Origin of the sequence: Breznakia blatticola, assembly GCF_004365815.1 — a bacterium.
GTDB classification, from domain to species: Bacteria; Bacillota_I; Bacilli_A; order Erysipelotrichales; family Erysipelotrichaceae; genus Breznakia; species Breznakia blatticola.
The window spans coordinates 22,587-43,353 of record NZ_SODD01000017.1; the positions used below are offsets into that span (position 1 = coordinate 22,587).

Here is a 20,767-nt window from a genome sequence, read left to right on the forward strand (position 1 = left end):
AATCACCACTCAATCTCACGAATTGATTTTGGTTGCTCATTGACTTCGATACTTTGTACCTTGGCATCACGCATGCGGATGACTCGATCTGCAATTGGTGCTAATGCTCCGTTGTGTGTCACGATAATCACGGTTGCACCTTGCTTGCGTGACATATCTTGAAGGATTTGTAAGACCTGTTTACCTGTATTGTAATCAAGAGCACCCGTAGGTTCATCACAAAGTAGAATTTTTGGATTTTTTGCAACTGCACGAGCGATGGCAACGCGCTGTTGCTCCCCTCCTGATAGTTGGGTTGGAAAGTTGTTGATTCTTGATTGTAGACCTACACTTTTTAAGACTTCAACAGCATCACTTGCATCTTTTACAATTTCGCTGGCAAGTTCAACGTTTTCCTTAGCTGTAAGATTTGGTACTAAGTTATAAAATTGGAAGACAAATCCGACATCATTTCGTCGATATGTAATAAGCTCTTTATCTGAATATGCTGCAATATCATGGCCATCAATAATCACTTGGCCACTATCATTGCGATCCATACCACCTAATATATTTAAAATTGTCGATTTACCGGCACCAGAAGCACCTAAGATAATCGCTAGTTCACCTTTCTCAATTGAGAAGTTCACCTTATCGTTTGCGGTGATCGTTGTATCACCCATCTTATATTCTTTTGTACTATCAATAATATCAATGTAACTCATAAATTACCTCCTTTATGAACAACGTGTTGATTTTAGTAAAACCTAGTATATAATGTGTTAAGTGAATCTTCAATAATCAAAATATTGGGATGTGTTCATTTAAGGAGTGAGATATTTGAGTACACAAAGACACACAGAAACAACAAACAAAATTAAGAAAACCTTCACAAAACTTTTAAAGGAAAAAGGGCTTGATGCAATGAGTGTTACAGATATTGCACGTGGTAGTAAAATCAATCGTGGAACATTCTATTTACACTATTTAGATAAATATGACTTAATGGATAAAATGCAAGATGATTTAATCCATGATTTGACATTGATTTTGGATGATCAGAAAGAATGTACAGAAAGTAATACTCCATCAAGTATCTTTAGTTATGCGCAAATAGTGAAAGCATTACAATACGTAAAACAAGAATTTGCATTTATTGAAACTCTCACTGGTGAAAAAGGGGATCCAAAGTTTGTGGCTCGTTTTAAAGCATATATTGCAGAATTGATAAAAGAAAAAGTACAACATTCGCAAAATCTGAAAATGGGCATGGATTATCTTCCAAAAGATTATGCTGATGAGGTTTTATTATCAGGGGTGTTTTCTATTATTTTACTATGGATTGATAAAGGTGCAATTGAAACGCCAGAGCAAGTTGCTGATATGATTATACAAGTTTGTGAACAGTCCATGTTTGGTCCGTTTCAAGTGGATACAACCAAGACAAAAGAAAAAGAGCTTTGAGCTCTTTGTTATCGTTGATATAAATTTGTTCCTTGTGCATCTAAAGCGATCGTGATAGGAAAATTCTCGACAGTTAGTTTTAAAATGGCTTCTGCACCTAAATCAGCAAAAGCTACAGGCTCTGCTTTTTTAATGCATTTCCCTAATAAAGCACCAGCCCCACCAATGGCAACGGCGTAGAGTGCTTGATTTTTTATAATTGAATCTTTGACTGCTGAACTTCGATATCCTTTTCCAATGGTACAACTTACACCTAAGTCATAAAGTGTTGGTGCATAAGCATCCATTCTTGCAGATGTTGTAGGACCTGCACTACCAAAGGTATGTCCTGGTTGTGTTGGGGTTGGTCCAACATAATAAATGGTTGCATCTTGTAAATCAAAGGGAAGAGATTCATTGTTTTGAATCATTTCAAACAAACGTTTATGCGCCGCATCTCTAGCTGTATATAATTCACCACTAAGATAAATGAAATCTCCGGTTTTTAAGTCTTTCATTTTATCTTTGGTTAAAGGTAGTTGAATGTGTTTCATGATAGTACCTCTTTTGCATGTCTTGTAATATGGCAAGAAATATTTACGGCTACAGGTAATCCTGCAATATGTGTAGGAAAGTATTCTACATTAATTGCAAGTGCAGTGGCATCACCACCAAATCCTTGCGGTCCAATTCCTGTTTCATTGGCAAGTTGCAGCAATTTCTTTTCAAGTTTCGCATAAGCGGGATTGTTATTAGGTGTGCGACTATCGCGAAGTAATGCTTTTTTTGCCAGAACTGCAGCATAATCGAAAGTACCACCAATACCAACACCGACAACCATTGGTGGACATGCATTTGGTCCAGCATTTTTAATTGCCTCAAGTACCGTTTGAATCACACCTTCTTCACCATCAGCAGGAGTAAGCATCGTTAGAGTGCTTTTGTTTTCTGAACCAAAACCTTTAGCAGCTACTTCAATGATGACCTTTTCACCAGGTATGATCTCTGTATATAAGATGCATGGTGTATTATTTTTCGTGTTGATACGTTCGTATAAGGGATCATCGACAACTGATTTTCGTAAGTAACCAGCTTCATATCCAGCTGCAACTCCTGCGTTGACAGCTTGGGTTAAATCTCCATCAATTAAATGTACATCTTGTCCAATTTTTAAAAATACAATTGCCATTCCTGTATCTTGACATACAGGAATTTTTTCTTGCTTAGCGATTTCAGCATTTTCTAAAAGAATACCTAAAGTATTCTTCGCAAGTTCATTTGTTTCTTGTGTATTTGCTTGTTGTAAGAGTTCATATATATCACTTGGATAGTTTACATTAATATCTTGCACCATTTTAGTAAGTGCATCGCGGATTGCATGTACGCTTATTTCTTTCATGAGGTTCTCCAATTACTTGTTTGCTTCGGCTTTTACAGCATTAGCCACAACGGTAACGACATCTTTATTAAATGAATTTGGAATAATGTAGTCTTCGTTTAGTTCCTCATCTTTTACGACAGAAGCGATTGCTTTAGCAGCAGCAACTTTCATTGCTTCCGTGATTTTAGCTGCTCTTGCATCAAGTGCACCTCTAAAGATTCCAGGGAATACTAATACATTATTAATTTGATTTGCAAAATCACTACGTCCAGTTGCAACAATACGAGCACCACCTTCTTTTGCGACATCCGGCATAATTTCTGGAACTGGATTTGCCATCGCAAAAACAATTGCATCAGAATTCATAGTACGTACCATTTCTGCACTTACAATATTTGGTGCGCTTACACCAATGAAAACATCTTTGCCTTTCATAATGGTTGCTAAGTCACCAGTTTGTTTGTTGGGGTTTGTGATATTTGCCATTGCAGCTTGTGCTTCATTCATCCATGTTTCACCTGGACAAAGTGCACCTTTTAAGTCAACTAAAGTGACATCTTTGGCTCCAATTTGTAGAAGTAACTTGCAAATACTGATACCTGCAGAACCAGCTCCATTGATAACGATACTTGCTTGTGCGATACCTTTCTTTACCAACTTTAATGCATTGATAATACCAGCACTTACCACAATTGCAGTTCCATGTTGATCATCGTGGAAAACTGGAATATCACATTCTTCAATTAAACGTCTTTCGATTTCAAAACATCTTGGTGCACTAATGTCTTCTAAATTGATTCCACCAAATGTAGGGGCAAGTAGTTTTACGGTACGAATGATTTCTTCCGTATCTTGTGTGTCTAAACAAATAGGGAAGGCATCAATATCAGCAAACTCTTTAAATAGAATTGCCTTTCCTTCCATCACAGGCATTGCAGCTTTTGGGCCAATGTTACCAAGTCCAAGTACGGCACTTCCATCTGTCACAACAGCTACGAAGTTTCCTTTATTCGTATAGGTATATATCGCATTATCATCTTCTACGATTTCACGACATGGTTGAGCAACACCTGGAGTATATGCTAATGATAGATCTTCCATGTTTTTCACTTCAACTTTTGATGTGACAGCAAGTTTCCCTCTATGTTTCTTATGTAATTCCAATGATTTTTCGTAAACGTCCATATGATCACTCCTTTTTATCTTCATTATTATACATCAGAGTGATTGGATTGGTGATATAAATCTTATATTTTAGTAGTTTATGATAGAAAAGGATAATAAAAACAGTGATAATTTATGATGTAATTTAGCTAAGAAATTATATATGAATACTCTTTATATCATATTGATTGTCATGCTTTACAACACATGCACACAATAATAAAATAGCCCTTGTGTGAATTTTTAAAAAGTGTCCAACCTTTTGGACTTTAAAAAGTCTTACGTATATGATGTGTGAATGAGGAGTTTTAAATGAACAAACGGATAGATGTAACTTATGTGCGAAAGTTACAAGAAGGAGACCTTACTGCCTTGGAGGAAATATATCGTTTTTACCAAGGGCCAATATATTATTATGCACTTTCAATTTTGAAAAATAAGCACGATGCAGAAGAAGTTATGCAGGAAGTGGTGTATAAAGTGCAAACAAGAATTCATCAATTAAAGAATCCAGAGTCTTTTCATTTCTGGATGTTTTCTATTGCATCAAATGAATGTACTTCACGGTTGCGTGTACGTAAGCGATTCATCCAAACCGATGAAGAAAACACACTTGAAGAGGTGATAAAAGCAAAAAATAACCAAATTAATGATTTTAATAATTCGACACTAATGGGTGCAATATTAAATTCATTTCAAAAATTAAGTGAGAATAATCGAAGGACAGCTGAACTACGTTACTTGAGTGGACTAACTTTAGAAGAAATCGCAAAAGCAACACATGTGGAAACGAAAACTGTAAAGAGTAGGTTGTATGAAGTACGAAAGATGGTCTCAAGTGACTTGAAAGAGCAAGGTTATCATCCACGTAAATATTTTACATTTTTGGGGATTCCACTGTTTTATAAGGAAATGCAGTTAACTTTTCTTAAAGAGCGAAATAAAGTTCTATTAAAGGACTATTCGTCAATGCAAACATTGATGCAAATTATCACTAATGCAGAAAAGATTAGTCTATTTTTAAGTTGTGCAATTGCATCGGTAGTAATAACTCCCGTAATACCAGCAATAGTTAACGTTCCAACAAATGATTTGATTGTACTTCCTGCAACTGCATCAAACATTCAGTATAAAAAGTCTGATCGTATAGGTGTTATTGATACAATCTCATATATTCAAAATCCAATTGCTGGTCCTTTAGAAGTACGGGTGTATGTATACGATATGTCAAAAATAGAAAATATCTCTATTACTTATGAAGGTATTGAATGTAACTATCAAAAATATGAGACTTATGTAGGTATAAACGTTGTTAAAAATGGAAGATATCACGTACGAATAAATAATGATGAAAAGTTTTTTGACGTAACAAATATTGATTATGATATTCCGATTGTTGAAAGATTGGATTTTTATGATGATTCATTTGAAATCGTTGTTAAGGTAACTGTGAATCAAGTAGATGTTGAGAAGTCGTATCTATTGATTGATCAACAAAGAGTATCGTTTCCAAAAGATTTTATTGTGTCTGTGAAAGATGCAGAAAATGTCGATGTGATCTTAGTTGATGATAAAGGAAATGAAAATTGCTTTAATTTTAAAAAATAAACCAACCTTTAAAAGGTAAGTGCGTCGTACTGGTAAGGATATATATGTGTGAGGAGGTAGCAATGATCAAGAGAAGAAAAGTGTAAATGTTTTAACAAAAGTTATGTGTGAAAATAAAGGAGGAAACTATGTTAAAAAGAAATAAAAAATTTTTAGTTTTATTAATAGCAGTTATGTTTATTACAAGTACTGGTTTTACTGATGAAGTACAACCAAACGAAATCAATGAACCAATTGAAGATGAACAAACGACTTACGAAGAGAAAGTATTAGAAGATGAAAAAGAAGACACCAATGTATTTATAGTAGATGAAGAAAATACAACGCAAGAAGACGTTGTAGAAAAAAGTATGAATAATTTGACTCGTGCTACTGATGAAAGAGTCATATATGCACAAGATAATATTGGAGTTGAATGGATATTGTATGCTGATGGAGAATTGGTTATCCATGGTGGTACCATCAATATCATTACAGATTCAAGCAAACGATACTTCAAACAATATTCAGATATTATCACCTCTATTACCTTCGCTGGAGATGTATACTATACACGCCCAGATGGAGGACTTGGTAACTATATGTTTGCTGACTTAAAAAACTTAGTAACTGTGAATAATTTTGATCGATTTAAATTAAGTGGAGATGCATCTGGATTATTTATAGCGTGTGAAAAGTTGAAAAATATCGATACAACAAATTTTGCCACTGACAATATTACAAATTTTACAATGATGTTTTCCTATTGTGAGTCACTTGAGTATATAAATGTAAGTAATTGGAATGTAGATAACGTAACATCTATGTGGTCAATGTTTAGTCATTGCTATTCATTAAGAGAAATCGATATATCACAATGGACGTTTAAAAATGCAACTGATATTTCCTATGTGTTTTATAGATGTCGAGAATTGTTAGAACTTGATTTTTCTAGTATGGATCCAGTTAATGAAGTCACTAAGGAAAAGATGCTTGGTAGTGAGCTAGCAAGCTCAATGAGAAACAAACTGCGTAAAATAACACTTGGTAAAACCGCACTAGGTGCTAATACAGATATATATGCCAGAGATTGGAGAGAACTTGATACAGGCATCGTTCATTCGGCTAAATTTTTGGATACACACGATACAAGTAAAACAATTACCTATATTTGGGATGCGAAGCATGCAGTTTTCTATAATCCAGCAGGTGGAACATTGACTGGTCCTGCAAAAGAGGAAGTTGATGTTATAGAAAGTTCATTTACTAAACCAACAGACCCAACACATGAGCATGCTACATTTGTAAGATGGTTTACTTCAAGATGGGATTATGATAAAAAAGAGCTTATTTATGAAGAATGGGACTATAGTAGTATTCCAGTTCTAAACATGCCTTATACTACTGAAGTGTATGCAGAGTGGGACTACGATACTTATAAAATTTCATATGAATTAAATGGTGGAACGATTAGTCAATTATATCCAACAGAATACAAGTATAATACAGAAGTACGGGGATTTAACACTCCATCTAAGGAGGGATATTTCTTCCTTGGATGGTATGATGCAAATGAGGGTGGTAACAAAGTAACTTCGATTAGTTCAACAGAATTTGGTGATAAAAAACTATATGCACGTTGGTCTCCTAGAATGTATCAAATAACTTATGAACTAGATGGCGGAACAAACCACGACTCAAATCCAAGTTCATATGCATACGATACAGGTGTGAGCAAACTTGAAAATCCAACGAAAGAAGGATATACATTCATTGGATGGTTTGATGATGTAAATGAAGGTAATCAAATTACAAGCATCGATAAAAAGTCAAAAGAACATGTAACGATTTATGCACGCTGGATGGCAAATCAATATGCAATCATTTATGAGCTAAATGGTGGAATTAATGATACAAATAATCCGACTTCATATGCTTACGAACTAGGGGTAGACACATTTGAAGAGCCGACAAAATATGGACATACTTTTTTGGGATGGTATGATGCACCTGAAAAAGGTAATCAAATCACAAATATAGCGAAAGATTCTATTGGTCATAAAACACTATATGCAAAATGGAAAGTAAATGATTACAAGGTAAACTATGAGTTAGATGGTGGAATAAACTCCCTTGATAATCCAATGCAATATACATACGGTATTGGAGTGAGTGAATTTGAAAAACCGAATAAAGAAGATTACACATTTATTGGTTGGTTTAATGCAGCAGAAGATGGAAAAGAGATTACTAATATTGATGGTTCAACTGCTGAAGATGTAACATTATATGCACGTTGGAAAAAGAACGAGAAACCTACACCTCCTAGTGAAGAACCATCAAAACCTATTGAAAAACCAAATGACGATAAAAACAGTAATACAAATATAACCGATACAAATAATGACAAAGCAAATGTGAATGCAAGTGTAGCTCCTACTTTTAGCGGAACACAAGCAAACGCACAAACTCCGGTTGATACAAGTGATAGTGTGAATCGAGATGCTCTATTATATGTTGGTATAATTTCGTTGTTATCGATTGTAGTTTTATTAAAAAGAAAACATTCAATTTAATGACTAAGGACTTTGTAGTAAATACTATGAAGTCTTTTTTGTTGAATCAAGGGGATTCTCGATAAATTGAAAAATAAAGTGATTTTCCTTACGAAAAATCCAACCTTTTTCAAATATATGCATCTAATTAATAGAAGGTAATTAGATTATTATTCTTCTTAGGATAGCCTATGTCCTACAAACTTCCTTATAAAACACACACATAAACACACAAACGGAAAAACACTAGGCGGGTATTTTATACCAAGTACAATTGAGGGATTGTACACTACTTACTATTTAGGTAAGTAAAAAGGTCAACTTTGCATGTATATGTTAAGTTGACCTTTTCCATTATAAGATGGTTATAAACGGAGTTGATGTTTGTGAAATCCCTATGGCATTCAGCATACAAAGATGGTAGTATTTTAGTAACGGAATTATCGTTCATGCTATGGCGGAAAGGCGAGGGGATAATGAGTAAGTATCAAGATGAAAAACTAGGGAATCAATTCTTGGGACAACTGAAAGACTTAAAAGATATTCATAATTATCATGAGTATGTTGATTTTGTGCGTCATTATATTGAGTACATTTGGGGAGGAAATACAAAGTTATTGGATACCAATCCATTTGGTGTAACATTATTAGCTACACATGAAGAATATGATGAAACGATTGCAGTTGTGGTGTTGTATCAAAGTAGTGATGTTGCATATGAGCAAATTATGAGTGCTCTTGAGGGACAAGCATATATGCAAACCAACAGTTTAAGTGTGATTAGTAATCAGTCGATGGATGCGGCTGCTAAAACACTAGCAGAAGATCATTCCATCCTATATTTTAAATTCTCGTAAAAAACGTTCAGTTGTGTCGCATGATAGACAAACTGAACGTTCTTTTATAATTTGAGCATCATTGCGTTAATTGCAACAATGATGGTTGATGCACTCATCAAAATAGCACCAATTGCAGGAGATAGTATGATACCAAATGGTGCCAATACACCAGCAGCAAGTGGGATTGCAATGATGTTATATCCTGCTCCCAACCATAGGTTTTGCATCATTTTTCTAGTTGTGTTTTTTGCAAGTGAGAAGAAGTTTAGTATATCCAGTGGATTGCTTTTTACAAGTACGACATCTGCGCTATCGATCGCAACATCAGTACCTGCACCAATAGCTACACCGATATTAGCACGACTTAATGCAGGGGCATCGTTAATTCCATCACCGACCATCATGACTTTTTCACCATGCGCTTGATAGGTTTGAATGATATGCTCTTTATCTTGCGGTTGCAAGGAACTTTCCACTTTATCAATATGTAATAATTGCTGTACTTTGGATGCAGCTTTTTCATTATCACCTGTTAGCATCATGGATGTGATACCTTTTTCTTTTAAGCCTTGAATAAAGGTTTTTGCATCTTCTTTGATTTCATCACCTTGTGCAATATAACCAATCAATTGCTCGTTTTCTAGCAAGTAACTAATTGCATATCCTTTTTCACTAAGCATATCAAATGTAGTTTTATCGTAGTTAATTTGATGTGTATCCATATACGAGTGAGATACCAATAGTAACTTTGTATTTTGGTCTAGGATACCTTGTAAACCAATGCCTGGTAAGGTCTCAATGTTTGATAGCGAAACTGGTTTAATTTGTTTTGCCTTCGCATCATTTAAAATACCAAAAGCAAGAGGGTGACTACTTTCACTTTCAAGACCTGCCATGTATGCAAGGATTTGGTTATCATCATATTTTGTGGAAACAGATTGTATTTCTTTTACTTTAAATTTTCCCTCTGTAAGGGTTCCGGTTTTATCGCTCATTACTATTGTAATTTTATTTGCGATTTCAAGAGCAGTACGTTTACGAATCAGAATTCCATGTTTTGCACCAATGGATGTGGAACGAGCTACAACAAGTGGAATGGCTAAACCAAGAGCATGAGGACATGCAATAACAAGAACACTCACCATACGTAATAAAGCTGTACTTACATCTTTGCTGAGTATCAACCAAATGATGAAACTTGCAATACCAACACCGGTAGCGATATAAAATAAATATTTAGCGACCACATCACTAATGGATTCAACTTTTGATTTCTCTTTTTGCGCATCACTGACTAGTTTCATAACCTGGGAAATATAACTTGCATCACCAGTTGCGTGAATTTTCATCGTCAGTGAGTGATTTCCATTTTGCGATCCACCAATAAGTGTATCATTTATCTGTTTTGTGATTGCTCTTGATTCTCCAGTAACAAGCGATTCATCAACACTTCCCGAACCATCAATAAGCACTCCATCTGCAGGAATGCGTTCTCCTGCTTTTACTAGGACGATATCATCTTTCTTTAATTGTTCGATCGGTGTATCTAGATAACTTCCATCACTTTGCTTTACACTAGCAACACTAGGTAATAGTTTTGCCATACTTTCTAGAGCATCACCAGCTTGCATAACACTTTTCATTTCCATCCAGTGTCCAAATAACATAATTACAATCAAGCTTGCAAGTTCCCAAAAGAAGTCCATCACATGTGGTTGCAAGTGCAGTATATAATTAACAACAAATGCATACAGACTATAAATATATGCAGTGGAAATACCAAGTGCGATTAGTGACATCATCGCAGGTTGGCGCATCTGTATTTCCATTTTCGCACCACTTAAAAAAGGACTACCACCATAGAAGAATAGTACAGTTGAACATAGTAAGACAAGCCAGTGGCTACCTGTAAATTGTATGTGAATGGGTAATTGAAGTCCCATCATGTTAGATAATAAGAAAATTGGAATTGCCAGTATAAGGGAGATAAAGAACTTTTGTTTGAGGTTTTTCATATGCATCATATGTGCCATAAAAATCACTCCTTTCCTATAAGCCTATCCTATCATAGCCAATTTGTTTACGTGGTCTAGATGCACGCAATAAAAAAGGAAACATGTAGTATAACATGTTCCCGATTCGAATTATGCATTCATACTTTCTTCTAAAATAGCTTTAACATCTTCTTTACTCAGTGTTTTGTAGCCACCAGTGTTTAGTGGGGTACCAGCAACAATGCCATCATACATTTCAGGAGTAACGCCTAAGTCTTTAACACTTAAGACAAGTCCGAGTTCTTTCATGAAGTCTTCCATTGCTTGTAAACCTTCAAGGGCAATTTGTGTATCATCTTTGTCTTGTGCTTGTACATTCCAAACGTTCATAGCATAGCGTTTAAATTTAGCCACACCATAAGGTAAAATCATTTTATAGTATGGAATTGATACAGCAGAAAGTGTCATTCCGTGTGTTGCATCAGTATACGCACCAATTGATTGTCCAATCATATGAACTTCCCAGTCTGTTGTTTTTCCAGCAGCAACAAGTGTATTTAGTGCCCAAGTAGATGTCCACATAATGTTACTTCTAGCTTCATAGTCCATTGGGTTTTTCACGGCAATTCTTGCGCTGTGAATTAATGATTTTAGTAAGCCTTCCATAATGTAGTCTGATGTATTATCATCATTTCCTGAAAAGTATTGTTCAAGAATATGTGACATAATATCGAAACATCCAGCAACCATTTGATACATTGGAACTGTAAATGTGTACTCTGGGTTTAAAATCGCAAATTTAGGGAATACATTTGGACCGTATACATGTCCAATTTTTAAATTTGTCTTCGGATTCGTAATAACAGATCCTCCATTCATTTCAGAACCAGTTCCTACCATTGTAAGAATACAACCAACAGGGATGATTTTATTGTCTACTTCTTCCATTCGTAAATAGTACTTATCCCATGGATCTTCTTCGCAGTATGTACTCACTGAAACTGCTTTAGCATAGTCTACAGTGGAACCTCCACCAAAAGAAAGCATAACTTTTGGTCCGTAGTTTAGTAGTTCTTCTTTTAATGAAGCAAGTGCGTCTTTTCCAAAATGTAATTTGGTTGGGTTATAGTATGTAAATGTACCTAACATGGTATTTCCTCCTTTGTTGTTTCCAACATCTATTTGCATTCTACAGGCTAAAGTTAACTTTAGGTCAAGCATAAAATAAAAAAATAATCCGTCTATGACAAAAATGCTTTATTTCATAACATTAAGCATTTGTAAGAACTGTAAGGTGGTATAACTATCCATGTAAGGGAAACCCCCTTATTGACACACATACACATGAATGAAAAACTGTGCCTGCACTGTACGGTTTTGGACACTTCGGGTGTTTTTTTTATACCTTTTCAGTCAAATGCTTTATATTTTGAAATCATGACAAACAATATGACATCATAATCACAAATACCATTCTTTCAAATGAATCTATATGTTATAATTAGTCTCGAAAAGAGCAAACTTTACATAAAATAGTTATTTATACAATTGACTATATCGTTTGCTACTGCTTTTATTAACAATGAGATGCTAAGGGAGTATAGCTGGTATGGAAATTTCGAAATTGAAATATATCTTGATCTATGAAGATTTAAAGAAGAGAATTAGAAAAGGTGAATTCGTAATTGGTGATTTAATTCCAAGTGAACCGGAATTAGGAGAACACTATAACGCAAGTAGAATTACTGTACGCCGTGCAGTTCAAATGTTAGTGGAAGATGGATTCTTACAAAAGAACCATGGTGTTGGAACCATTGTCATGAGTAACAAAGAATCGCTTCAATTACGAAGTTTGAAAAGTTTCTCAGAAGAACAAAAAAACTCGGATTACTCATCAAAGGTCATTCGTTATGCAATTGATGCAGATGCAACGACATACATTCAATCGATGTTGAAAGTACCTAAAGAAAGCAAAATCAGTTTCCAAGAAAAACTGTATTATAAAGATGATGAAGTTATTGGTTTACAAAGGGTAAACTTTCCAAACTATATTAACTTCACAGATCAAGAATTAGAAAATGAATATCTGTCTTTATATAAGCTATGTGAAGAAAAAGGATATAAAGTTAAAAATGCAGAGGAAACTATTGAGTCGGTCGTGTCCGATAGTACCTTATCGGAGTATTTTGGAATTCCAGTAGGTTCACCATTGTTGCATATTAAGCGTGTAACAATTGATTCGATGAATCGGATTGTGGAATTTGCAGAAATCTATTATCGTGGAGATAAGTATCAATATAAGGTGTCATTAGAGTCTGAATAACGATATGTAGGAGTGTTGTTGCTATAAACAATAGACTCCTTTTTTTATTGCCTAAATACGATTTTTTATTTTATCGTTTACATTTCAAAAAATACATACTATAATCAAGTTAGACATTAAGACGTTATAACGTCTTATCTGCTAAGTAATGTTTAAGAGGAGGTATAAGATGAAAACAACAACAAAGTTGGCAGAAGATTTACTCACTTTCATGGGAGGTGAAGAGAACATTGTTTCAATTACACATTGTGCTACAAGATTGCGTCCAAAATTTAAGGACATTAAAAATGTACGTGTAGATGAAATAAAGAACTTAGATGGTGTAACTGGTGTAGTAGAGAAAGAATCAGGATTTCAAATTATTATAGGGACACATGTAGTACATGTATATGATGAAATCATCAAATCTTTCAAAGAAGAAGTCGGAAGTGCTACATCACAAGATCGTGATGAAAAAAAGAATTACTTAAATGAGTTTGTGCAATTGGTTGTGAGTATATTCTCGCCGCTACTGCCATTACTTGCTGGATCTGGATTAATTCGGGGATTTACCATTCTAGCAAACGAAGTAGGAATATTATCAACAACAAGTACAACGAACTTAATTCTGACATTAACTGCAACATCCGTATTTTACTTTTTACCGCTATTAGTTGCAGTAACAAGTGCAAAGCGTTTTAAAACAAGTCCATATATTGCGGTTGCTATATTAGGTGCCTTAATTATGCCTGACTTTATTAACCTAGTTGTAGATAATGGTGGAAACATGATTGATCTATATGGGATTTCAATGCCAGTATTCAACTACACAAGTCAAGTCATTCCAGCAATCGTAATGGTATGGATTCAATCAAAAATGGAAGCATTTATGATTGAAAAGATTCCAACGAGTTTACATATGATTGTCAATCCAACAATTTTGATGTTAGTGCTTGTCCCACTAACGATTGGCGTGATTGGACCGATTGGAAACTATGTAAGTATTGGAGTAGCTCAAAGTGTAGAATTTATTGCTTCAGTTAATCCAATTTTAACGGGTGCATTTATTGGGGGAATTTGGAATGTACTGATTATGTTTGGAATTCACTGGGCACCAAATACGATGGTAGTCATTCCAGAAATTGCTAGAACAGGATCATCAGCATTAATTGCCTATGCGGCAAACTCCAATTTTGGAATGAGTGGAGCAGCCTTTGCGATTTTCTTAAAGTCAAAAAATAAGAAATTACGAAACTTCTCATTAACTGCAATTACTTCAGTTATGTTATCAGGGATTGTAGAACCAGCAATCTATGGAATTGGTGTGAAATATAAAACACCATTAATTGCAGGATGTTTAGGAGCTGCACTTGGTGGAGCATTTATGGGAATGTTTGGAGTAGTCGGTAATGCATTTGTCTTTGGTGGACTTACGACAATTCCAGCATTTGCTGGTGCGACGCTTTGGGCGTATGTGGTTGGACTACTAATTTCATTTGTTGCCGGTATGATATTAACATTTATTATGGGAGTCAAAGATCCTGAAGCAGAAATGAACGGAGGACGTTAATGAATTTAAACAAAAAAATTGAATCGACACTAGGGTTAGCTGCAATTGCAGATGCGATGGGAGCAGCAACTGAAAACTTAACTCGCGCACAAATTATGGATATGTATGATGGTCCAGTTACAGACTTTAAAAAACCAGGAGTAACTGCATTTGCCTTAGGTAATGAAGCAGGGGAAGTAACAGATGACTTTTCCCAAATCTATTTTCTATCAAAATCAATTTTGAAAAATGGTGGAAAGATTGATAAGCAAGCAGTGATTCAAGCAATCTTAGATTGGTCAGAAGTTCCAAGATACTTTAATCGTTTTGCTGGACCAACCACAAGAACGGCAATTGCGATGTATAAAGATCCAAATACAGAAATGAAACCATTGCCTGGAGCAGTAACTGTGGATTATGCATCAAAAGCTACCAACGGAGGAGCAATGAAAATTGCACCAGCAGGTTTATTACATCCAGGAGATATCGAAGGTGCGATTCGTGATGCAATATGTATTACAAGTGTTACCCATGATAACTCATTAGCAATTGCTGGAGCATGTGCAGTTGCAGCAGCAACAAGTGCAGGATTGTTGGAGTCTAGTAGTATGGATCAAGTTATTGCAGCAGGAATTTATGGAGCAGTACGAGGCTATGATATTGCATGCGTAGAATCTAGAGATGTAGCAGGGTCAAGTCTAATCAAACGGATTCATTTAGCAATTGCGATAGCTAATGAACCAAGTACGAAAGAACAAAGACTACAAAAACTTGCAGACATTATTGGAAATGGATTGCATGTATGTGAAGCTGTACCTTGTGCATTTGGAATTATGGAATTAAATAAAGATAGTGCAATGCAAGCAGTATATGATGCTGTGAATATCGGTTATGATACAGATACGATAGCAACGATTGTTGCGACGATGGTAGGACCTTTTGTTGATACAGAGGATGCACACTACCAAGAACTATTTAAGAAAGTTCAAGAAATGAATAACATGGATATTGTACAACTTGCTAAAGACTTAACTGAAGTTGTAAATGGATAAGAAAAGAGATGCCGCAGTTGGCATCTCTTTTTAGATATTAAATAGTGGTTCTAAAGTAATCGTTTCTACACCCATTTCACGAATGCTGTATAGCTCTGTCTCATTTGCAGATGTGTCAGTAATTAAATAATCAAAATCTGTAATTGCACCAGAGACAAAACTGTATATATTTCCAATCTTAGTATGATCAGCTAATAGGAATGTTTGTCCAATACAGTTTTTTATCATGATTTCATTAATAGTGACTTCTTGTTGGATTGCAGTTGTCATTCCATTTTTTGAAGTTAAACCACTGCATCCAAGAAAACATTTTGTGGCACTAATCTTTTGTAAGTTGTTTAAGGCAAAGTCACCGACAAGCGCTTCTTTTGGTGTGCGTAATTCACCACCGGTTAAGAAGATGGATACTTTAGGATCAAAGTTTGACATAATCACTTTACCATTGTTTGTAATAACAGTTACATGTTTATCCTTTATATATTTCAATAACAAGAGTGCAGTAGAACTTGTATTGATGAAGATGGTATCACCCTCTTCTACAAAGTTTGCTGCATATTTTGCGATTGCATGTTTATATGGTTCATTACTAGCTAAGTGATCATCAATACTAACAAAGTGTTGAATTAATTTTGCTCCACCATAAAATCGTTCAATCGCTCCTTTTTCTTCCCAGTACTGCAAGTCACGACGAATGGTTAACTGTGATACTTGAAGTGATTCTGCCAAATCTTCAACTGTGACACTGCCATCCGTTTGGATTTTTTGCATGATTCGATTTCTACGTGAATCGACAATCGATTTACTCATTTTCATAATAGATACCTCACCCTTTATTACACGATAGACTTTAATTGTTTAACTGTAGTTGAAGTTCCTGCTATTTGATTGATATCTTCTAGTAAAACTTGCAACTTTTTTTGATTTCCAATTTCTTTAGCAACTGGTAGATATTCCAAAAAGTATAGTGCTGCTTCACGGTTGTTCATCTGTGATAATTGCACTTGTTTAAAAGAACTATTACTTTTCTTCATATCATTCATAAGACGATAATATACGCCATCAATGAAATCCCAAGAGTACATTGGTTTTACAACTTGCTTCTTTTTGGTTTTCATTTGTTGTAGTTGTTTTAATTTTTTATAGTGTTGCTTTGCTTGCGTTTTATTTGCTAATCGATAGTTTGAATAAAATGCTGTAAATTCATATACAAGTTTTGCATCAAAACTTGTATGATAACTATCTTTATGTGTTTCTAGATAATCTAAGTTTGCTTGAAAATTACCCGTATCAATATTATAAAGGGTATCGTACGTTAAGTCTAAATCTTTATATTGTTTAAATATATCAAATCGTACGAGTTTTTGTTTATAGGCATTTGCTTTTTCTGGTTGTAAGTCATAAGCAAGAGAGAGAATCATCTTTCGATGGAGTGTTTTTACATATTCTCCCAAACAAGCAATAGCCAGAAATACAATGGCAATAACTGCAAATATGATCTTTGCAGTCACATCTTTAGTATTCACAATAATGTTGATACTATAGATTGCAAAGATGATAAAGATAATATATGTCAGAATGGTTTTTGTTTTATCAGAAAAACTCTGTAGTTTGAAAAATTTCATATGTGTACCTCTCGATTTATAAATAAATTATATGTTCGCTTTGAACGTTTGTCAAATCATATTTTGAACTATTTACAAGTATATGGTCGCTAAAGCGGTTACATTTTGATAAAACAATCATATAATAATCAAAACAATCATAAAATAAGATTGTCAATCGTTCATAATTGATTTAGTATGGAGTTGTAAAAAGACGAAGTCACAAGGAGGTAACATGAGTAAAATCAACGATATGACTAGAGAATCATGGATTCTTGGAGCCTTCCCTGAGTGGGGAACATGGCTAAATGAAGAAATCGATAGTGAAGTTGTTCAACCAGGAACATTCGCTATGTGGTGGATTGGTTGTGTTGGTGTTTGGTTCAAAACAGAAAACAATACAAACATTGCCATCGACTTATGGTTTGGAAATGGTAAACGTACAAAGAAAGTTAAAGAAATGGCTGAATTCCACCAAATGCGTAATATGACAGGTGGACGTATGACGCAACCAAACTTACGTGCAGCACCAATTACATATGATCCATTTGCTGTAACTGATGTAGATGCAGTTTTATCTACACACTATCACAATGATCATATTGATCCATTTTTTGCAGCAGCAGTTATGCAGAATGTAAAACACGATGTTCCATTTATTGGTCCACTTGAAAGTGTAAAAAAATGGTTAAGTTATGGAGTTCCTGAAGAACGTTGCCAAGTCGTAAAACCTGGAGATGTTGTAAAAATTAAAGATGTCGAAATTGTTGTACTAGATAGTTTTGATCGAACATGTTTAGTTACAGCTGATGAAGACATTCGTGGAGTACTTCCTGATGACATGGATGATAAAGCAGTAAACTTTTTAATCAAAACACCTGCTGGTAATGTTTACCACAGTGGAGATTCACATTACTCAGTCCGCTATGCAAAACACGGAAAAGATCATGACATTGATATTGCCTTTGGTTCATATGGAGAAAACCCTCCAGGTAACCAAGATAAAATGACATCTGTGGATATCTTGCGTATGGCAGAAGCACTTAAATGTGAAGTAGTCATTCCATTACACTACGATGTTTGGACAAACTTTAAAGCAGATCCAAATGAAATTCGTATGTTATATGACTATAAAAAAGATGCATTAGATTACAAATTCCACCCATACATTTGGGATGTTGGTGGAAAATATGTTTGGCCTACAGACAAAGATAAAAAAGTATATCACTATCGTAGAGGATTTGAGGATGCGTTTGAAGATGAACCAAACGTACCATTCCCAAGTATTTTATAATTATGAAAATGCTAGATTACTTATATGAAAATGATTTAGTCCGATTCGAAAAAGGTGTAGGCGATTGGCGAGAAGCCATCCGTATTGGATGTCAAAATATGATTGATAAGAAATTTATCACAGAAACATATGTTGATGAAATCATTGAGTGTGTGGATACACATGGTGCGTACATTGTACTCCTTCCAGGAGTTGCAATGCCGCACTCAACAGATAAAAGCACAGGGGTTCTAGGAACTGGAATTGGTTTTACGAAATTTGATTCAGATATTGAATTTGAAAAAGATAACCCTGAAAAAAGCGCGACGTTATTCTTTACGCTAGCTGCAAAGGATGCAAATGAACATAGTAATAACATTTCAAGACTTTCATCAATGTTGATGGAAGAAGGTGTAGTTGAAGACTTGTTAGCTATGGAAACAATGGATGACTTTCTTGCAGTTAGAGAGAAATATAAAAACATAATTGAGGAGGATTAATAAACTATGGATTTCTTAATGGGGATTTGGGAGTATTTTGCCAGCAATATTCTGACACAGCCGGCATACTTCATTGGATTTATTGTATTAATTGGGTACATGTTATTGAAGAAACCGTTCTATCAAAGTATCGCAGGATTTCTTAAAGCAACTGTTGGTTACTTTATTTTATCGGTTGGATCTGGAGGATTGGTTAATAACTTTAGACCAATCTTAGTTGGATTAAAAGAACGTTTTGATTTGAGTGCAACAGTAATTGACCCGTATTTTGGTCAAAATGCAATCACAGATGGGGTTCAAGAAACATTTGGACGTACATTTGGAGATGTTATGATGTTGCTTCTAATTGCCTTTATCTTTAACTTAATTTTGGTTCGTTTAAAGAAATGGACAAAACTACGTGCTGTATTTACAACAGGAAACGTACAAGTACAACAAGCTGCAACAGCATTCTGGTTGATTCTATTCTGTTTCCCTGAGTTAGGACGTATTGAAGTATTGATCGTAATGGGTGTATTACTTGGATTATACTGGGCAGTTGGTTCAAATTTAACTGTAGATATCACGCAAGAAGTTACAGATGGTGCTGGATTTGCGGTAGCTCACCAACAAATGTTTGGTATTGCATTAGCATCTTGGGCAGCAAGCAAAATGAAGTTTAAATCAAGTAAACAAATCGAAGATATTAAATTACCTGGATTCTTATCAATTTTCAATGAAAACATGGTATCAACAGCAATTCTAATGCTATTATTCTTTGGAATTATCTTAGTAGTTCTTGGACAACCATACTTAATTGAAGCTGGATTTATGAAAGAAGGACAATCATTCTTCTTCTACATTCTTACTACTGCATTACACTTTGCTGTATACTTGGCAATCTTGCAACTTGGGGTACGTACATTCGTTGATGAACTTACAGAATCATTCCACGGTATTTCAAACACATTACTTCCAGGAGCAGTTCCAGGAATCGATGTATCTGCATCATTGGCATTTGGTAGTTCAAATGCAGTAACGCTAGGGTTCTTATTTGGGGCATTAGGGCAATTCTTAACAATTGGAGCATTGATTTTATTCAAATCACCAACAATTATTATTGCAGGATTTATCCCAATGTTCTTCGATAATGCAGCAATCGCTGTATACGCTAACAAAAAGGGTGGAATTAAGGCAGCATGTCTATTACCATTCGTATCAGGAATTATTCAAGTTCTAGGTTCAGCATTAATTGCTACATGGGTAGGACTTGCACAATACGGAGGATACCTAGGAATGTTTGACTGGGCAACTGTATGGCCAATGTTCACAGTAATTATGAAGTTCTTAGGATATGTAGGTATCGCAGCTGTTGCTATTATCCTACTTGCAATTCCACAATTACAATATCGTAAACGTAAAGATACATATTTCTTAATTACTGACGATTACGATGCATACTTAGAAAAAGTAAAGGCTTAATTCAACCGATGCGCACCTAACTTAGATTGTTACATGTATGATGATACATTGAAATGTAAGATTACCATATAAAAATAAGGAAGGTAA

Annotated in this window: 18 protein-coding genes; 10 read left to right on the plus strand and 8 right to left on the minus strand. The window is 34.9% G+C overall.

Annotated features, from left to right (window positions below; all coding sequences use genetic code 11):
- Positions 1–2 precede the first annotated feature (2 nt).
- Positions 3–704, minus strand: a complete 702-nt coding sequence (locus EDD63_RS06050) for an ABC transporter ATP-binding protein (protein WP_134169500.1) — start codon at positions 702–704, stop codon at positions 3–5.
- Between the two features lie 115 nt (positions 705–819).
- On the opposite strand from EDD63_RS06050, the gene EDD63_RS06055 reads away from it, so the two are divergent.
- The gene (locus EDD63_RS06055) at positions 820–1,443 is read left to right on the plus strand and encodes a TetR/AcrR family transcriptional regulator (RefSeq protein ID WP_134169502.1); all 624 of its coding nucleotides are present in this window, start codon (positions 820–822) and stop codon (positions 1,441–1,443) included.
- Positions 1,444–1,451: 8 nt separating this feature from the next.
- Here the strand turns inward: EDD63_RS06055 and EDD63_RS06060 are convergent, their stop codons facing one another.
- The 3 genes from EDD63_RS06060 to EDD63_RS06070 are packed head-to-tail and all read right to left on the minus strand — an operon-like array spanning position 1,452 to position 3,988.
- On the minus strand, positions 1,452–1,976 hold the full coding sequence (locus tag EDD63_RS06060; protein WP_208318303.1) for a Fe-S-containing hydro-lyase: 525 nt from the start codon (positions 1,974–1,976) through the stop codon (positions 1,452–1,454).
- Positions 1,973–2,821, minus strand: a complete 849-nt coding sequence (locus EDD63_RS06065; protein ID WP_134169504.1) for a fumarate hydratase — start codon at positions 2,819–2,821, stop codon at positions 1,973–1,975. The genes EDD63_RS06060 and EDD63_RS06065 overlap by 4 nt, the downstream gene beginning before the upstream one ends.
- Positions 2,822–2,833: 12 nt before the next feature.
- Positions 2,834–3,988: an NAD(P)-dependent malic enzyme gene (locus tag EDD63_RS06070; RefSeq protein ID WP_134169506.1), complete on the minus strand. Its 1,155-nt coding sequence runs from the start codon at positions 3,986–3,988 to the stop codon at positions 2,834–2,836.
- 291 nt (positions 3,989–4,279) lie between these two features.
- Here EDD63_RS06070 and EDD63_RS06075 point away from each other — a divergent pair, with 291 nt between their 5' ends.
- From EDD63_RS06075 to EDD63_RS06085, 3 genes are all read left to right on the plus strand, one after another.
- Entirely contained in the window at positions 4,280–5,575 is a 1,296-nt protein-coding gene (locus EDD63_RS06075; protein WP_134169508.1) for an RNA polymerase sigma factor, read from the plus strand.
- Between the two features lie 128 nt (positions 5,576–5,703).
- The gene (locus EDD63_RS06080) at positions 5,704–8,130 is read left to right on the plus strand and encodes an InlB B-repeat-containing protein (RefSeq protein ID WP_134169510.1); all 2,427 of its coding nucleotides are present in this window, start codon (positions 5,704–5,706) and stop codon (positions 8,128–8,130) included.
- A gap of 455 nt (positions 8,131–8,585) precedes the next feature.
- On the plus strand, positions 8,586–8,966 hold the full coding sequence (locus EDD63_RS06085; RefSeq protein WP_134169512.1) for a hypothetical protein: 381 nt from the start codon (positions 8,586–8,588) through the stop codon (positions 8,964–8,966).
- Positions 8,967–9,010: 44 nt separating this feature from the next.
- Here the strand turns inward: EDD63_RS06085 and EDD63_RS06090 are convergent, their stop codons facing one another.
- The gene (locus tag EDD63_RS06090) at positions 9,011–10,981 is read right to left on the minus strand and encodes a copper-translocating P-type ATPase (protein WP_134169514.1); all 1,971 of its coding nucleotides are present in this window, start codon (positions 10,979–10,981) and stop codon (positions 9,011–9,013) included.
- 111 nt (positions 10,982–11,092) lie between these two features.
- Positions 11,093–12,091: an iron-containing alcohol dehydrogenase gene (locus tag EDD63_RS06095; protein ID WP_134169516.1), complete on the minus strand. Its 999-nt coding sequence runs from the start codon at positions 12,089–12,091 to the stop codon at positions 11,093–11,095.
- A gap of 460 nt (positions 12,092–12,551) precedes the next feature.
- On the opposite strand from EDD63_RS06095, the gene EDD63_RS06100 reads away from it, so the two are divergent.
- The 3 genes from EDD63_RS06100 to EDD63_RS06110 all read left to right on the plus strand — a co-directional run bounded on the left by EDD63_RS06100 (position 12,552) and on the right by EDD63_RS06110 (position 15,845).
- Positions 12,552–13,265, plus strand: coding sequence for a GntR family transcriptional regulator (locus tag EDD63_RS06100; protein ID WP_134169518.1), 714 nt, complete (start codon positions 12,552–12,554; stop codon positions 13,263–13,265).
- Positions 13,266–13,434: 169 nt separating this feature from the next.
- On the plus strand, positions 13,435–14,814 hold the full coding sequence (locus tag EDD63_RS06105) for a PTS transporter subunit EIIC (RefSeq protein WP_134169520.1): 1,380 nt from the start codon (positions 13,435–13,437) through the stop codon (positions 14,812–14,814).
- Positions 14,814–15,845 (plus strand): ADP-ribosylglycohydrolase family protein, encoded by a 1,032-nt coding sequence (locus tag EDD63_RS06110; protein WP_134169522.1) that lies wholly within the window; start codon positions 14,814–14,816, stop codon positions 15,843–15,845. The genes EDD63_RS06105 and EDD63_RS06110 overlap by 1 nt, the downstream gene beginning before the upstream one ends.
- Positions 15,846–15,875: 30 nt before the next feature.
- On the opposite strand, the gene EDD63_RS06115 is transcribed toward EDD63_RS06110, so the two are convergent.
- Complete coding sequence (locus EDD63_RS06115; protein ID WP_134169524.1) at positions 15,876–16,658, minus strand: DeoR/GlpR family DNA-binding transcription regulator; 783 nt, start codon at positions 16,656–16,658, stop codon at positions 15,876–15,878.
- Positions 16,659–16,678: 20 nt separating this feature from the next.
- Positions 16,679–17,467, minus strand: a complete 789-nt coding sequence (locus tag EDD63_RS06120) for a hypothetical protein (protein ID WP_134169526.1) — start codon at positions 17,465–17,467, stop codon at positions 16,679–16,681.
- A 214-nt stretch (positions 17,468–17,681) separates the two neighbouring features.
- Here EDD63_RS06120 and ulaG point away from each other — a divergent pair, with 214 nt between their 5' ends.
- The 3 genes from ulaG to EDD63_RS06135 are packed head-to-tail and all read left to right on the plus strand — an operon-like array spanning position 17,682 to position 20,680.
- Entirely contained in the window at positions 17,682–18,740 is a 1,059-nt protein-coding gene (gene ulaG / locus EDD63_RS06125; RefSeq protein ID WP_134169528.1) for an L-ascorbate 6-phosphate lactonase, read from the plus strand.
- Between the two features lie 2 nt (positions 18,741–18,742).
- On the plus strand, positions 18,743–19,219 hold the full coding sequence (locus tag EDD63_RS06130) for a PTS sugar transporter subunit IIA (protein ID WP_243833742.1): 477 nt from the start codon (positions 18,743–18,745) through the stop codon (positions 19,217–19,219).
- A gap of 6 nt (positions 19,220–19,225) precedes the next feature.
- Positions 19,226–20,680 carry a PTS ascorbate transporter subunit IIC gene (locus EDD63_RS06135; protein WP_134169530.1) on the plus strand — a complete coding sequence of 485 codons (1,455 nt, stop codon included), beginning with the start codon at positions 19,226–19,228 and terminating at the stop codon, positions 20,678–20,680.
- Positions 20,681–20,767: the final 87 nt, after the last annotated feature.

Excerpts from the sequence above, each read along its gene's own strand:
- EDD63_RS06065 (WP_134169504.1), bottom strand. The coding sequence starts at position 2,821 with ATGAAAGAAATAAGCGTACATGCAATCCGCGATGCACTTACTAAAATG.
- EDD63_RS06110 (WP_134169522.1), top strand. The coding sequence starts at position 14,814 with ATGAATTTAAACAAAAAAATTGAATCGACACTAGGGTTAGCTGCAATT.
- EDD63_RS06095 (WP_134169516.1), bottom strand. The coding sequence starts at position 12,091 with ATGTTAGGTACATTTACATACTATAACCCAACCAAATTACATTTTGGA.
- EDD63_RS06130 (WP_243833742.1), top strand. The coding sequence starts at position 18,743 with ATGAAAATGCTAGATTACTTATATGAAAATGATTTAGTCCGATTCGAA.
- EDD63_RS06105 (WP_134169520.1), top strand. The coding sequence starts at position 13,435 with ATGAAAACAACAACAAAGTTGGCAGAAGATTTACTCACTTTCATGGGA.
- EDD63_RS06120 (WP_134169526.1), bottom strand. The coding sequence starts at position 17,467 with ATGAAATTTTTCAAACTACAGAGTTTTTCTGATAAAACAAAAACCATT.
- ulaG (WP_134169528.1), top strand. The coding sequence starts at position 17,682 with ATGAGTAAAATCAACGATATGACTAGAGAATCATGGATTCTTGGAGCC.
- EDD63_RS06070 (WP_134169506.1), bottom strand. The coding sequence starts at position 3,988 with ATGGACGTTTACGAAAAATCATTGGAATTACATAAGAAACATAGAGGG.
- EDD63_RS06080 (WP_134169510.1), top strand. The coding sequence starts at position 5,704 with ATGTTAAAAAGAAATAAAAAATTTTTAGTTTTATTAATAGCAGTTATG.
- EDD63_RS06100 (WP_134169518.1), top strand. The coding sequence starts at position 12,552 with ATGGAAATTTCGAAATTGAAATATATCTTGATCTATGAAGATTTAAAG.
- EDD63_RS06050 (WP_134169500.1), bottom strand. The coding sequence starts at position 704 with ATGAGTTACATTGATATTATTGATAGTACAAAAGAATATAAGATGGGT.
- EDD63_RS06075 (WP_134169508.1), top strand. The coding sequence starts at position 4,280 with ATGAACAAACGGATAGATGTAACTTATGTGCGAAAGTTACAAGAAGGA.
- EDD63_RS06060 (WP_208318303.1), bottom strand. The coding sequence starts at position 1,976 with ATGAAACACATTCAACTACCTTTAACCAAAGATAAAATGAAAGACTTA.
- EDD63_RS06115 (WP_134169524.1), bottom strand. The coding sequence starts at position 16,658 with ATGAAAATGAGTAAATCGATTGTCGATTCACGTAGAAATCGAATCATG.
- EDD63_RS06135 (WP_134169530.1), top strand. The coding sequence starts at position 19,226 with ATGGATTTCTTAATGGGGATTTGGGAGTATTTTGCCAGCAATATTCTG.
- EDD63_RS06090 (WP_134169514.1), bottom strand. The coding sequence starts at position 10,981 with ATGGCACATATGATGCATATGAAAAACCTCAAACAAAAGTTCTTTATC.
- EDD63_RS06085 (WP_134169512.1), top strand. The coding sequence starts at position 8,586 with ATGAGTAAGTATCAAGATGAAAAACTAGGGAATCAATTCTTGGGACAA.